12 protein-coding genes and 1 rRNA gene are annotated in these 13,895 nt (G+C 71.0%); 1 reads left to right on the top strand and 12 read right to left on the bottom strand.

What is annotated here, in order from left to right; translation table 11 throughout:
* Positions 1 to 125 precede the first annotated feature (125 nt).
* On the top strand, positions 126 to 1,622 hold the full coding sequence (locus tag AMK13_RS27000) for an MFS transporter (RefSeq protein ID WP_074004466.1): 1,497 nt from the start codon (positions 126 to 128) through the stop codon (positions 1,620 to 1,622).
* 141 nt (positions 1,623 to 1,763) lie between these two features.
* Here the strand turns inward: AMK13_RS27000 and AMK13_RS26995 are convergent, their stop codons facing one another.
* The 12 genes from AMK13_RS26995 to rrf form a co-directional block, all read right to left on the bottom strand.
* Positions 1,764 to 3,191 (bottom strand): DNA polymerase IV, encoded by a 1,428-nt coding sequence (locus AMK13_RS26995; RefSeq protein ID WP_074004465.1) that lies wholly within the window; start codon positions 3,189 to 3,191, stop codon positions 1,764 to 1,766.
* A gap of 72 nt (positions 3,192 to 3,263) precedes the next feature.
* Positions 3,264 to 3,986 carry a SanA/YdcF family protein gene (locus tag AMK13_RS26990; protein WP_241853050.1) on the bottom strand — a complete coding sequence of 241 codons (723 nt, stop codon included), beginning with the start codon at positions 3,984 to 3,986 and terminating at the stop codon, positions 3,264 to 3,266.
* Between the two features lie 94 nt (positions 3,987 to 4,080).
* Positions 4,081 to 4,725, bottom strand: coding sequence for a MerR family transcriptional regulator (locus AMK13_RS26985; RefSeq protein WP_049653260.1), 645 nt, complete (start codon positions 4,723 to 4,725; stop codon positions 4,081 to 4,083).
* Positions 4,726 to 4,948: 223 nt separating this feature from the next.
* Entirely contained in the window at positions 4,949 to 5,425 is a 477-nt protein-coding gene (locus AMK13_RS26980) for a bifunctional nuclease family protein (protein ID WP_030303568.1), read from the bottom strand.
* A 97-nt stretch (positions 5,426 to 5,522) separates the two neighbouring features.
* Positions 5,523 to 6,218, bottom strand: a complete 696-nt coding sequence (ftsR, locus tag AMK13_RS26975; protein WP_198959445.1) for a transcriptional regulator FtsR — start codon at positions 6,216 to 6,218, stop codon at positions 5,523 to 5,525.
* Between the two features lie 179 nt (positions 6,219 to 6,397).
* Positions 6,398 to 6,940 carry an FHA domain-containing protein gene (locus AMK13_RS46460; RefSeq protein WP_049653265.1) on the bottom strand — a complete coding sequence of 181 codons (543 nt, stop codon included), beginning with the start codon at positions 6,938 to 6,940 and terminating at the stop codon, positions 6,398 to 6,400.
* Positions 6,941 to 7,508: 568 nt separating this feature from the next.
* Positions 7,509 to 8,423 (bottom strand): DUF881 domain-containing protein, encoded by a 915-nt coding sequence (locus AMK13_RS26965; protein WP_074004647.1) that lies wholly within the window; start codon positions 8,421 to 8,423, stop codon positions 7,509 to 7,511.
* A 283-nt stretch (positions 8,424 to 8,706) separates the two neighbouring features.
* Positions 8,707 to 9,039: a small basic family protein gene (locus AMK13_RS26960; protein ID WP_030062488.1), complete on the bottom strand. Its 333-nt coding sequence runs from the start codon at positions 9,037 to 9,039 to the stop codon at positions 8,707 to 8,709.
* A complete protein-coding gene (locus AMK13_RS26955) occupies positions 9,036 to 10,115 on the bottom strand; it encodes a DUF881 domain-containing protein (RefSeq protein WP_049653280.1) in 1,080 nt (359 codons plus the stop codon). Before AMK13_RS26955 ends, AMK13_RS26960 begins: the two co-directional genes overlap by 4 nt.
* A 196-nt stretch (positions 10,116 to 10,311) precedes the next feature.
* On the bottom strand, positions 10,312 to 12,807 hold the full coding sequence (locus AMK13_RS26950) for a mannose-1-phosphate guanyltransferase (protein ID WP_049653268.1): 2,496 nt from the start codon (positions 12,805 to 12,807) through the stop codon (positions 10,312 to 10,314).
* Between the two features lie 124 nt (positions 12,808 to 12,931).
* Positions 12,932 to 13,552 (bottom strand): CDP-alcohol phosphatidyltransferase family protein, encoded by a 621-nt coding sequence (locus AMK13_RS26945; RefSeq protein ID WP_049653270.1) that lies wholly within the window; start codon positions 13,550 to 13,552, stop codon positions 12,932 to 12,934.
* A 100-nt stretch (positions 13,553 to 13,652) separates the two neighbouring features.
* Positions 13,653 to 13,769: ribosomal RNA gene (rrf, locus tag AMK13_RS26940) — 5S ribosomal RNA — on the bottom strand.
* Positions 13,770 to 13,895 lie beyond the last annotated feature (126 nt).

The raw sequence follows: 13,895 nt of genomic DNA, 5'->3' as shown, positions 1-13,895 counted from the left end.
ACAGCCCTTGTCACGTACCCGACCGTTCACCTTTGCCAAAACTTAACCACTCGATATTTGACACTCTGAAGTATCTCCCTGCATGGTTACTTCAGTTCATTCACTATGTACGGGAGGAAGCAACCGTGAGTGAGGCACCACAGCCCACCACCGCGGCCGAGAAGCAGAGCAGCGCCCGGGTCCTGCCGGCCCTCATCCTGGCGATGCTGTCGTTCAGCGTGGTGCAGACCGCGGTCGTCCCGATCCTGCCCTCGCTGGCCAAGGAACTGCACGTCTCCGCGTCCAGCGTCACCTGGCTGATGACCGCCAACCTGCTCTCCGCAGCCGTGCTGACTCCCCTCCTGGGCCGCTTCGGCGACCTCCGGGGCCGCAAGCCGATGCTGCTGATCTCGCTGGCCGGCCTGGTCGCCGGTTCGGCGCTGGCGGTCAGCACCCACTCCTTCACCTGGCTGGTCGTCGCCCGTGTCCTCCAGGGCGCCGGCGGTGGTGTCCTGCCGCTGGCGATCAGCATCGTCCGTGACGAGCTGCCCAAGCAGAAGGTGACCGGCGGCGTCGCCGCCATCAGCGCCTCGATGGGCGTCGGCTCCGGCCTCGGCCTGGTCGCGACCGGTCTCCTGCTGGAGCACTGGAACTACAAGTCGATCTTCTGGATGGGCCTGGTCTTCGGCCTGATCGCGATCGCCCTGGTCGCCTTCCGCGTCCCGACCGACCCGGTGACCGACAAGGAGGGCGGCGCCGACCCGCTGGGTGCCCTCACCCTGGCCGGCTGGCTCTCCGCGCTGCTGGTCGCGGTCAGCCAGGGCAACCACTGGGGCTGGACCTCCAACAAGACGCTCGGCCTGTTCGCCGTCGCCGCCGTGGTCGCCCTGATCTGGGGGATCATCGAGACCAAGGTCGCGCACCCGCTGGTGGACATGAAGATGATGGCCCGTCCGGCCGTCGCCTTCACCAACGTGGCCGGCCTGCTCATCGGCTTCGGCATGTACGGCTCCTTCATGGTCATCAGCAACTTCGCCCAGACCCCGGAGAAGCTGACCCACTACGGCTTCACCGCCAGCGTGCTGCACGCCGGCCTCCTGCTGCTGCCGTCCGCGATCGGCTCGATGGTCGCCGCCCCGGTCGGCGCCCTGCTGATCGCCCGTCGCGGCCCGCGCCTGCCGCTGGTCCTCGGTGGCGTCCTCGGCGCCATCGCGATGGCCTACCTGGCCGTGCGCCACGGGCACGAGGGCGACATCTACACCGCCTCGGCGATCTTCGGCCTCGGTGTCGGCCTCGCCTTCGCCGCGATGCCGGCCTACATCAACGGCGCCGTCCCGGTCGAGCAGAGCGGTATCGCCAACGGCATGAACTCCGTGCTGCGCACGGTCGGTGGCGCGATCGGCACCGCCGTCATGGCCGCCATCCTGACCGGCGACACCATGAAGCTGCCGCCGCAGATCCCGCTGTCGCTGCCCACCCTGGACGCCTACAAGCACGCGTTCTGGACCGCGGCCGTGGTCTGCGTCGTCGCCGGCATCGTCCCGTTCCTGATCCGCGGCACCAAGTCGGCCGCCACCGCGACGGTCGTCGGCGGCTCGGCCCAGCAGGACTCCAGCCCCGAGCTGGTCAAGACCGACGCCTGACGAGGCGTCCGGCCCCCGCGCTCAGGGACAGGGCGCGGGGCCCGGTCCCCGTACATCGTGAGGGCATCACGAACGCACGGGGTCCGGCACGGTGATCGGCCCCACCCGGTACTCCCCCACCGGGTGGGGCCGCTTCGCGTTTCAGGCTCCTTCCCCCGGCCCGCCGTTCCCCTCCGACGCACCGTCCGGCCCCTCGTCCGCACCCGCGTCCCGGCGCAGCGGCAGCGGCCGGGACGGTTCGAGCGCCGGGTCGTCCACCGCGAAGGTCCGTACCCGCCCCGGCCCGTCCCACGGCGTCTCGAACCGTACGGTGACCCTCCCGACGCCACTGCCCTGTACCCAGCCCGGACCGAACTCCTCGTGCCGGACGTCCTGTCCGGGCACCCACCGCCGCACCACGACGGCCTCCGGCTCCGCCTCGGCCTCCTCGGCCTCGGCCGCCGCCTCCGCGTGCTCCGCGGCCTCCTCCCGCAGCGCCTGGGCGAACAGGTCCTCCTGGGTGTAGTCGGCGAGTTGGGCGACGCCCACGCCGAGCAGCCGGACCCCGCCGGTGATCTCCACCTGCTCGGCCAGCCGGCGCGCGGTCGCGGTGATCACCGCCTCGTCGTCGGTGGGCCCGCCGAGCGTCTCCGAGCGGGTCAGCGTCGAGAAGTCGAACCGCCGGACCTTGAGCACCACCGTCCGCCCCGAGCGCCCGGCCGCCCGCAGCCGCCGTACGCACCGGCCGGCCAGGGCCTCCACCTCGCGCAGCACCCGTTCCCGGTCGGCCAGGTCCACCTCGTAGGTGTCCTCCACCGACACGGACTTGGCGTCCTGGTCGGCGATCACCGGCCGCTCGTCCAGCCCTATGGACATCTGGAAGATCCCGGCGCCGTGCGCCCGCCCGACCAGCTGCACCAGCTCCGCCTCCCCCGCCTCCGCGAGGTCGGCCACCGTGCTCAGCCCGGCCCGGCGCAGCACCTGTTCGGTGGCCGGCCCGATCCCGGGCAGCGCCCGCACCGGCATCGGGCCGAGCACGGCCCGCTCCTGCCCGGGCTCGATCATGACCAGTCCGTCCGGCTTGGCCTGCTCGGAGGCGATCTTGGCCATCAGCTTGGACCCGGCCGCCCCGACCGAGCCGGTCAGCCCGGTCGCCCGCTGGATGTCCGCCCGCAGGTCCTCCGCGAGCGCGAGGACCAGCCGTTCGCCGGTCTCGTGGTCCGCCTCCAGCAGTGCCGGTCCGTACGGGCCTGCCTCCAGGTCCACGAAGGCCTCGTCCAGGCTGAGCGGCTGCACCAGCGGGGACAGCTGCCGCAGCAGCCCCATCACGATCTCGCTGTTCTGCCGGTAGGCCTCGAACCGCCCCGCCAGGAAGGCCGCGTTGGGGCAGAGCCGGCGCGCCTGCGCCATCGGCATCGCCGAGTGCACCCCGAACCTGCGCGCCTCGTACGAGGCCGTGGAGACCACCCCGCGTCCGCCGAGCCCGCCGACGACCACCGGCTTGCCGCGCAGGCTGGGCTTGGCCGCCTGCTCCACCGCCGCGAAGAAGGCGTCCATGTCGAGGTGGATGATGCTCGGCAGAGATCGCACCCGCCGATCATCGCGTACGGGTCCGACAGTGCGTACGAACCGGGCCGGAGGCCCCGCTCCCGGCCCCCGTCGCTACTGCTTCGCGGCCTCCGCCAGCGCCTTCGGAATGCCGTCCTCCCGGGGCCCGAGGAACACCGGGTCCGGCCGCAGCCAGGCGTTGGCCGCCGCCTTGCCCGCCCCGGCGACCTCCCGCAGCCCGCCGTACAGCCAGGTCGCGTCGTGCAGTTCCGGCACCCCGACCGCGTACGAGCGGATCCCCGCCGCCTCGCACAGCGCCAGCGCCCGGCGGACGTGGAAGTCCTGGCTGACCAGCACCGCATGGTCCACCCCGAAGATCCGGCGCGCCCGGGTGCAGGAGTCCCAGGTGTCGAAGCCCGCGTAGTCCCGCACCACCCGGTCCTCGGGAACGCCGTTCCGGGTCAGGTAGTCGTACATCGCGTCGGGCTCGGAGTACTCGACCCGCCCGTTGTCCCCGGTCACCAGGATCGCCCGCACCTTCCCCTCCCGGTACAGGTCCACCGCCGCGACCAGCCGGTGCTCCAGGTACGGGGAGGGCTTGCCCTGGTACAGACCGGCCCCGAAGACCACCGCGACCGGCGCGGCGGGCGCGCTCTCCACGGTGCCCACCCGGTCCCCCGCGGCGAACCACACCCAGGCGCTCGGCGCCAGCGCCAGCGAGCAGAGCACCGTTCCGACCTGGAACACCCTGCGCTGCGTCCGCCGCTGCCGCAGCCGGGCCCCCAGCAGTCCGGCCCTGCGCCGCAGCAGCCCCGATATACCGGTACCGACTCCCACGTGCCCTCCCTCGATCACGTCAACCGGGGAACACGACGGGGCCGCGGGTCCGAACGGTTCCCCGTCCGGGCCCGCGGCCCCGTCGAACGCCTGCTCAGACCGCCCGGTTGCGCCGCTGGGCCAGCTCGTCGGCCGGGTCGTGCCCGACCATCGTCTCGCCGGTGTCGGTGCGCTCGGCGTGCAGCCGCCCGAGGGTGAGCTCCAGCTCCTGCCAGACCGCTCCGACCGCGATGCCGAAGACCCCCTGACCGCCCTTCAGCAGATCGACCACCTGCTGCGGCGTCGTGCACTCGTACACCGTCGCGCCGTCGCACATCAGCGTCATCCCCGCCAGGTCGGCCTGGTCGGCGGCCTGGAGGTGGGCGACCGCCACCCGGATGTTCTGCAGCGAGACACCCGCGTCGAGCAGCCGCTTCACGATCTTCAGCAGCAGGATGTCGCGGAAGCTGTAGAGCCGCTGGCTGGTCGACGGGTACGCGGTGCGGACGCTGGGCTCCAGCAGTCCGGTGCGGGCCCAGTAGTCCAGCTGACGGTAGGTGATGCCGGCCGCCGCGCAGGCCGTCGGGCCCCGGAAGCCGAGCAGGTCGGACGTCGGGGCCAGCCGTTCGATGGCCGGCTGGCCCGCCTGTACGGCCGGGAACCTGCCGACCCGGGGGAAATCCGTGACGGTGCGAGCGGTGCGCGGCATGTGCACGGCGCACCGGCCTCCCACGGCCGCGTCATCGCCGGTGCTGCTCATGCCTGCCTCCGTCCACTTGTGCTGCGGGCAACCCGACTGCGGGCATCGGCCACCCGGACAGCCACTCCTGACGGTAGGCAGTCCCCTATGACCCGTCAACGATCGCCACGCCGGGCCAGACAAACCACATCACTCAGGAGAGTGGTTTTTCGTGCCCCTAGTGTGGGTAGATGGACGGATTTTGGCAAAACGATGGGCCGAAAGGCCGCACGGTCGGGCCCCGCTACTGCGGGCCGCTGCCGCCGAAGTCCTCGGGCGACACCTGGTCGAGGAACTCGCGGAACTTCTCGACCTCGTCCTCCTGCTCGTCCGGGATCGCGATGCCCGCCTCGGCGAGCACCTCCTCGCTCCCGTAGATCGGCGTGCCGGTGCGCAGCGCCAGCGCTATGGCGTCGGACGGCCGCGCGCTCACCTCGACCCCGCCGGCGAACACCAGCTCGGCGTAGAACACGCCCTCCCGCAGGTCGGTGATCCGGACCTCGGTGAGCTGCTGGCCGAGCGCCTCCAGGACGTCCTTGAAGAGGTCGTGCGTCAGCGGGCGCACCGGCGTCATGCCCTGCTGGGCGAAGGCGATCGCGGTCGCCTCGCCGGGGCCGATCCAGATCGGCAGATAGCGATCTCCCCCGACCTCCCGCAGCAGCACGATCGGCTGGTTGGAAGGCATCTCCACTCGGACACCCACGACGTCGAGCTCATTCACACAGGCAACCCTATGGCTCCGCTCCCGGATATGAAAGCGCAGGGCCGACGCCGCTGGTCAGCGCGGTGCGGCCAGGGCGCGCCGCGGGCGGCACGCGCTATCCGCGCGTCCGCATCCCGGCCTGGACCATGGCCGCGTGCAGCCGTACGGACAGCGTCGCGAGCTCCCGGGCGGTGGCCTCCGCGTGCGCCCTGGTCTGCGGGTTCCGGTGCCGGCGCAACGGCGCCACCACCTGTTCCACCAGCGCGATCTCGCGGTCCGCCGCGGCCTTCATGGCGCGCAGGTGCCGTGGCTCCAGCCCGTACCGGCCGAGCTCCGCGACCAGCCGGGCCACCTGGAGCGCCTCACCGTCGTAGCCGCCGTCCGGTCCCGGGGCGACGAGCCCGTAGGACTCCCACTCGGCCAGCTCCGGCTCCCCGGCCTCGGCCGCCGCGAGCAGTTCGGCGCGCCCCAGCCGGACGCCGGAGGGCACCTCTCCGCCGGCCACCAGCTCCCGGTCCGCCTCCTCCAGCGGCCCGGGCCGGGTGTCGGCGGCGGAGGGCAGCGCGGGCGGGTTCTCACCGCGCTCGATGGCGTCCAGGTGCTCCCGGATCACCCGCAACGGCAGGTAGTGGTCCCGCTGCATGCGCAGGACGTAGGCCAGCCGCTCGACGTCGGCCGGGCTGAACTTGCGGTACCCCGAGGGCGTGCGCTGCGGCTCGACCAGTCCCTCCGCCTCCAGGAAGCGGATCTTGGAGATGGTGACCTCGGGGAAGTCGTCGCGCAGGAAGGCCAGCACCGCGCCGATGCTCAGCAGCTCGTCACCGCCGCGCCGGCGGCCGGCGGGCCGCTCGGCCCGGACCGGCTGCCGCGGGCCCGCGACCACCCCGCGCCCGCCGCGGTCCGCCTGCGGACCGGACGGGGTTGGGGTGGCCGCCCCGAGAGAAGAGGAAGGGGTATTCGTATTCACTCGGGCTCCTGCCGACGTCGTTTTCAGTACCCCCGGTTGTGGCCGGCGAAGAACACCAGCCGGTACTTCCCGATCTGCACCTCGTCGCCGTTGTTCAGCGGCACCTCGTCGATCCGCTCCCGGTTCACGTAGGTGCCGTTGAGGCTGCCCACGTCCGCGACGCTGAAGCCGGCCGGGGTGCGGCGGAACTCCACGTGGCGGCGCGAGACCGTGACGTCGTCGAGGAAGATGTCACCCTGCGGGTGGCGACCCGCCGTGGTGACGTCCGAGTCCAGCAGGAACCGGCTGCCGGAGTTCGGACCGCGCTGCACGATCAGCAGGGCCGAGCCCGGCGGCAGCGCGTCGATCGCCGACAGCACCTCGGCCGACAGGGCCGGCGTGGCGCCGGTGCCGGTCGTGGTGGTGGGGTCGTACGACTCCAGGCCGGAGATGGAGATGGTCGACGTGGTCTCCGCCGCCCCCTCCGGGAGCAGGCCGCCGCGCAGCGCCGTGCCGCAGTTGGAACAGAACCGGGCCGCGGCCGGGTTCCGGTTGCCGCACCTGGGGCACGGAGTGGGGCCAGCCATGTTCACAGCCTCCTGGCGCGGCACACCCGACGGGTTGTGCCCGGCGTACGGATCCGGGGCAAACCCTCCACCAGAGGTTGAGGGTCCTGACGGGAAACCTATGCGCGGCTCGCCGGAGGGGTCAACCGACGCGCCGTAGCCCGCCTGATTCCCCGCGTACTGGGCGGCGCCGCCGTCCCGGTACAGCTGCTGACCTGCGTACGGCGCGGCCTCGGGGGCCGGACGCATGCCCGGCACTGCGGGCTCGTCCTCCGGTCGGCGGTGACGCGCGGTGGGCGCCTCGACGGCGGCGGCGTCACGGCCCTTGTTACGACCGAACAACTTCGAGAAGAAACTCACGGGCGAATCCCCTTGCGTGTGACAGACCCGCCCGCGGGGCAGGGTGAGAACCTCGGACATGCTGCGGGCCCGGTCGTTGCGGCTCGGGCCCGCTGGAGTGGTACTCCGGCGGTTGGTACTGCGGTTGTTGCTCCGGAGCGTACTGGTGCGAACCAGTCTCGCCCATGTGACGGCGGCGCCCCGCAGCGGGTGCCGCCCGCCCTTGACGGGCCGTTCGCCGGGCGCCCCGTCACTTCGAAGCCGGCTTGGCGTACTGCGGCGACTTCGGGTCCACGAGGGCGTCGACGACCACCTTCTGCTGCTGGGCGATCGTCGCCCGCGCCTGGTGGCTCTCCAGCGTGCGGACGACACCTCCCGGGATGTTCAGCGCGGGTGTCAGATCCTGCGGGTTCCCCACGACCGTGAAGCGGTAGGGCTGCGAGACCTTCTTCCCGTCGATCTGCACCCCACCGGCCGACAGGTCGGTGAAGTAGGTGTTGACCACCACGCGCACATCGTTGATCTGAATCGCCTCCGCCCCCGCCGCTCGAAGTTCTTGCAGGGTGTCCAGCAGCATATCTGCCTTCACCTGCCCTTGGGGATCATCGACCGTGAGTACGATGCCCGGACCAGTGGCTTTGACGGTACCGGCGAGCACGCCGAGCTCCGTCGCCTTCTTCCTGGTCTGCTCCTGGGCCTCCTTGGCCTGGTTGGAGCTGTTCTCCAACTTCGCCAGGGACTGCTCCAACTCCGCCTTCTCCTGCTGAAGACGTTGCTGACGGCTGTCCAGTTCATCGAGGATCCGCACCAGGTCCTCCTGGCGGGCCCCGCGGAGCTGACTGTGGTGGTCGTTGGTCGACCGCACCTGGATCGCCAGCCCCAGGCCGAGCGAGAACAGCAGCAGCGCCACCACCAGCTGGCCGCGCGACAGCCGCGGCGGCCAGAGCGCCGCCTTCAGGCGCCGCCGGCCGGCACTCCGGTCCGCGACGGGCTCGGGCTCGGGTTCCGGCTCGGACTCCGCTTCCGCCGCGGGCTCCGGGGCCGGCACGGGCTCGGGCGTGGGCTCGGGCTCAGCGGCAGGCGCGGACTCCGGCTTCGCCCCGGTCTTCGGCTCGGTCTTCGGCTCGGCCCCGGGGGCCGGCGCGGTGACCTTCGTGAGCCGCAGCGTCGGCTCGGGCACCGAACCGGCCTGAAGCTCAGCCTTAGCGTCAGACTTCTCCTCCGAGGCAACGACGGGCTCCACGGCCTCGGCGGTCTCCCCGGCCGTCCCGGCAGCCTCGTCCGCGTCCGCCGCACCGTCCGTCCGAGGTGCGTCCACGACCTCCCGGACGGGCTTTGAAACCGCCTTCTCGATCGCTTTCCCGCCCGGCTCTCCAGCCGGTTTCCCGGCGGCCGGCCCGGCCACCGCCGCCTCCCGCCCGTCCTCCGCCGCGGGCTCGCGGCCCGGCTCAGGCACGGAAGACATGGCGCCGGATCGCGGCCGCGTTGGAGAAGATGCGGATGCCGAGGACGACGACCACGCCGGTGGACAGCTGCGAGCCGACGCCCAGCTGGTCACCGAGGAAGACGATCAGTGCCGCGACCACCACGTTCGACAGGAACGAGACGATGAACACCTTGTCGTTGAAGATCCCGTCGAGCATCGCCCGGACGCCGCCGAACACGGCGTCCAGCGCCGCCACCACCGCGATCGGCAGGTAGGGCACGACGGCGTCCGGCACCTCGGGTTGGACGAAGAGGCCGACGACCACCCCGATCACAAGACCCAGTACGGCAATCACGGTCTGGCTGCTCCTGTCCCTGTCGTGGTCTTGGTGGTTCCGGTCGGCGGACGCCGCTTGGCGGTGGAAGCACCGCTGGTCGGGGCCGACGAGGCGGAAGCGGAAGGCGAGGCCGACGGTGAGACGGACGCGCCGGGGCTCTCCTGGGTTCCGGCTCCGGCCGGCGGCGTTGCGCCCGCGGTCGCCGGGGGCGAGGCCTCGGGCGTCACCGGCTGCGCGGTCCGCAGCGTCACCCCCACCGCCGCCGGCAGCGTCAGGTTCTTCTGCACGGAGAGCGTCGACTTGATGCCGTACTGCTCCTGGAGCAGCCGCAGGTACTGCCCGGCCATGTCCTTCTCGAAGGCGGTGAGGAGCTTCGAGCCGTCCCCGATCGCCTGGATGTTGTACGGCGGCACCAGCGGCCGGTTGTCCACCAGCACCGCCTCGCCCGCGGCCCGGATCGCGGACAGCGCGGTCAGCCGCTGGCCATTGATCGCGATCGCCTCGGCCCCGGATCCCCAGAGGCCGTTCACCACCAGCTGCAGGTCGCGGTCCCGCAGCCGGCCGCTGTTGGAGAAGCCCTGCCCGGCCCTCGGGTCGACGTTGCCGCCGCTGCCCGTGCCCGCGGCGTCCTCCAGGACCAGCTTCACGCCCGGCCCGGTGACCTGGCCCAGGCCCACGGCCCCGCTCACCCCGCCGGGATCGGCGTCGCCCGAGGCGAGCGCCTGCTGCTGCGTGCTGTCGACCTTGAGCCGCAGCTCCTGCACCTGCTTCTGCAACCGGTCGGCCGAGGTGTTGCTGTCGTTGATCCGGTGGATCAGCGCGTCCCGTTCCTTGGCCAGCGAGGGCTCGGCCTTGTGCGCGTTCACCGCGCCCACCGTCACCACCGCGCCGACCAGCGCCAGCCCCGCCCCGAGCGTCAGCAGCCCCGGCAGGGTCCCGGGTATCCGGCTGTCGCGGGCACCGCCGCGCGCGGCGGCCGCCTCCGCGTAGCCCTCGTCCAGGCTGTGGTCCATCACGTTGGTCAGCAAGGACATCGAGGCGTCCGGGCGGTTGTACCGTCCGTTCGGGGCACTCGGCGTCGGCGTCGCTGGCATGGAGACCATCGTCCCATGTCGTCGAGGAGGCCCGTGCACGGCCCCTGAGCTGCACACACGCTGCACACATGACGGAATGTGACGGAGTATTCCGAATGATGTGAAAACGGACAGAGGGGCGCGCGGGTCACACCGCGCGCCCCGCCGTCCGAGGCGGTTCCGAGCTCAGCTCCTGATCCTGCTCAGTCCCGGTTCGTCACCGTCCCGCCCCGTCGACCACGGCCGCCCACTCGTCCAGCAGCGCCTCGGTGGCCTCGTCATCGGGGCCCTCCGCCCAGAGGTGGGTGACCGCCTCGGCCGGGTCCGGGAGCACCAGCGTCCAGCGCCCGTCCGCCTCGACCACCCGGACGCCGTCGGTGGTGTCCAGCCGACGGCTGCCGGCCGCCTCCACCACCGAGCGCATGACCATGCCCTTGGCGGCCCACGGCGTCGCGATGTCCCGGCGCCGGATGTGCGCCTGCGGGATCCGGGCGTCGATCTGGCTCAGCGTGAGCTGGGTCCGCGCCACCAGGCCGACCAGCCGGACGAACGCCGCGGCACCGTCCAGCACCCCGCTGAACTCGGGCACCACGAAGCCGCCGCGCCCGTCCCCGCCGAACACCGTGCCCTCGGCGGAGGCCGCCTTCGCGAGGTCGTCCGGCGTCGTCGTGGTCCAGATGACCTGGGTGCCGTGGTACGCGGCGACCTGCTCGGCGATCCGGGTGGTGGTCACCGGCAGTGCCACCTGCCCGCTGCGCCGCTCGGCGGCGACCAGGTCCAGCAGCACCAGCAGGGCTCGGTCGTCGTCGATCACCCGCCCGAGCTCGTCCACGAACGCGACGCGCTCGCCCACCGGATCGAACCGCACCCCGAAGGCCGCCCGCGAGGAGGCGACCAGCTCACCGAGCCTGGCCAGGCCGGCCCGCCGCGTTTCCGCGTCCTCGGTCGGCCGCGCCTCGTCCAGCCCGCTGGAGACGGTGAGCGCCTCGACGCCGAGTCGGCCCAGGATGCTCGGCAGGACGAGGCCCGCGCTGCCGTGCGCGGTGTCCACGACCACCTTCAGCCCGGCCTCCCGGACTCCGGTCGTGTCCACCGTCCGCAGCAGGTTTCCCGCGTAGGAGTCGAAGACGCTGGAGGGGAAGGTCAGGTCCCCGATCTCACCGGGGAAGGCCCGCCGGAACTCCTGGCGCGCGTAGACGCGGTCGAGCTTGCGCTGGCCGGCCTGCGAGAGGTCCGCCCCGCGCTCGTCGAAGAAGAGGATGTCCAGCGAGTCCGGCACACCCGGCGTGGTCCGCAGGAAGATCCCGCCCGCGCTCCCCCGCGCCGTGTGCTGCCGGGCCACCGGCATGGGCACGTTCTCGAGGTCGCGGACGTCGATCGCGGAGGTCTGGAGCGCCGAGATCATCGCCCGTTTGAGCGCACGCGCACCACGCGAGTGGTCACGCGCGATGGTGACGGTGGCACCCTTCTTCAGCGTCGTCGCGTACGCCCCCGCCAGCCGGACGGCCAGCTCCGGGGTGATCTCGACGTTCAGGATGCCCGAGACGCCGCGGACCCCGAACAGGTGCTCCTGGCCGCGCGACTCCCAGATCACCGAGGTGTTGACGACGGCGCCGGCCTCGATGGTCTTGAACGGGTAGACCCGGACGTTCGCCCCGATGATCGACTCCTCGCCGACCAGGCACTCGTCCCCGATCACCGCGCCGTCCTCGATCCGCGCGGCCCGCATCACGTCGGTGTTCTTGCCGACCACGCAGCCCCGCAGGTTGCTCTGCGGCCCGACGTACACGTTGTCGTGCACCACCGCCCTGTGCAGGAACGCGCCGCGCTTGACGACCACGTTGCTGCCCAGCACGGTGTGCTCGCGGATCTCCACGCCGGCCTCGACCTTGGCGTAGTCCCCGATGTACAGCGGCCCGCGCAGCACCGCCTCCGGGTCCACCTCGGCGCCCTCGGCGACCCAGACCCCCGGGGAGATCTCGAACCCGTCGAGCTCGACGTCGACCTTGCCCTCCAGGACGTCCGCCTGGGCCTTGCCGTAGCTCTCGTGGGTGCCCACGTCCTCCCAGTAGCCCTCGGCGACGTACCCGTAGACCCGCTTGCCCTCCTTCAGGAGCTGGGGGAAGACGTCACTCGACCAGTCGACGGACTCGCCCGCCGCGACGTAGTCGAAGACCTCGGGTTCCATCACATAGATACCGGTGTTCACCGTGTCGGAGAAGACCTGCCCCCAGGTCGGCTTCTCCAGGAACCGCTCGACCCTCCCCTCCTCGTCCGTGATCGTGATGCCGAACTCCAGTGGATTCGGCACCCTCGTGAGACAGACGGTGACCAGAGCGTTCTTACTGCGGTGAAAGTCGATCAATTCCGAGAGATTGAAGTCGGTCAACGCGTCACCGGAGATCACCAGAAAGGAATCGTCCTTGAGCGCGTCCTCGGCGTTCTTGACACTCCCCGCAGTGCCCAGTGGCGTCTCCTCGTGGGCATAGGTCAGATGCATGCCCAGCTCTTCGCCGTCACCGAAATAGTTCTTGACCAGCGACGCCAGGAACTGCACGGTGACGACGGTGTCGGAGAGGCCGTGCCGCTTCAGCAGCCGAAGCACGTGCTCCATGATCGGCCTATTGGCGACCGGAAGCAGCGGCTTCGGCATGCTGGAGGTCATCGGGCGGAGTCGGGTGCCCTCGCCCCCTGCCATTACAACGGCTTTCATTACGGGTGCGTCCTCCTTCGCGGTGGTGGACCGGCAGGTCCATCAAAGCGTTCCAGAAGGTTCTCTACCCGGAAGGTATCGTCCGACGCACCGAGGAGGCGTGGGGCTTCTCTCAGATCACGTCTCAGACTGTGGACGCCGGGCCCGCGGTGCTCCCCCGGACGATCTGCCGCGCCTGGACCGCGTAAAGAATCGCGGCCCACCAGTACAAGGTCGTCCCCCACCAGATGAACGCCCAGCTCACCACCTCGGCCGGCCGGGCGATCCAGCTGTCGACACTGCCGAGCAGCAGAAGCGGAAACGCGTACATCAGATTGAAGGTCGCGGCCTTCCCCAGAAAACTCGTCTGGAGCGGTCCGTAACCGCGCCGGGCCAGAATCGGCAGCAGGCCGGCGATGAATGCCTCACGGGCCAACAGGATCGCGGTGAGCCACCACGGCAGAATCCCACGCCACGTCAACCCGACCAGCGTGGACAGCACGTACAGCCGGTCGGCCAGCGGATCGAGCAGCTGCCCCACCCGGCTGATCTGCCCCCACCGGCGGGCGAGCTTCCCGTCCAGGTAGTCGCTGATCCCGCTCAACATCAGGATCAGCAGTGCCCAACCGTCATTGTTGGGCCCGTCGAAGACCGGCCACAGGATGAGCCAGAGGAAGAGCGGAACACCGACCAGCCGGCCCATGCTCAGCATATTGGGGATGGTGAGGACGCGATCGGTCTGGACCCGCGTCTCCTGGACCTCCACCCGGGGGGCCTCCTGTCCCGTGTGACGACAATTGCATGTTGACCCTACAACAGAGAAGCCCCCGACCGGTTCACCCGGCGGGGGCTTCTCTAGAAGAATTGTTCGGCGGCGTCCTACTCTCCCACAGGGTCCCCCCTGCAGTACCATCGGCGCTGTAAGGCTTAGCTTCCGGGTTCGGAATGTAACCGGGCGTTTCCCTCACGCTATGACCACCGAAACACTATGAAACTGTCAACCGCACACCCGACAAGATTCGGGCGGGTCGTTGTTTCAGAACAACACAGTGGACGCGAGCAACTGAGGACAAGCCCTCGGCCTATTAGTACCGGTCAACTCCACCCCT

The organism is Streptomyces sp. CB02056 (assembly GCF_001905545.1).
Classification (GTDB): Bacteria; Actinomycetota; Actinomycetes; order Streptomycetales; family Streptomycetaceae; genus Kitasatospora.
Note: the sequence above shows the minus strand (reverse complement) of the source record. Positions and strands in the feature narration are given on the sequence as shown.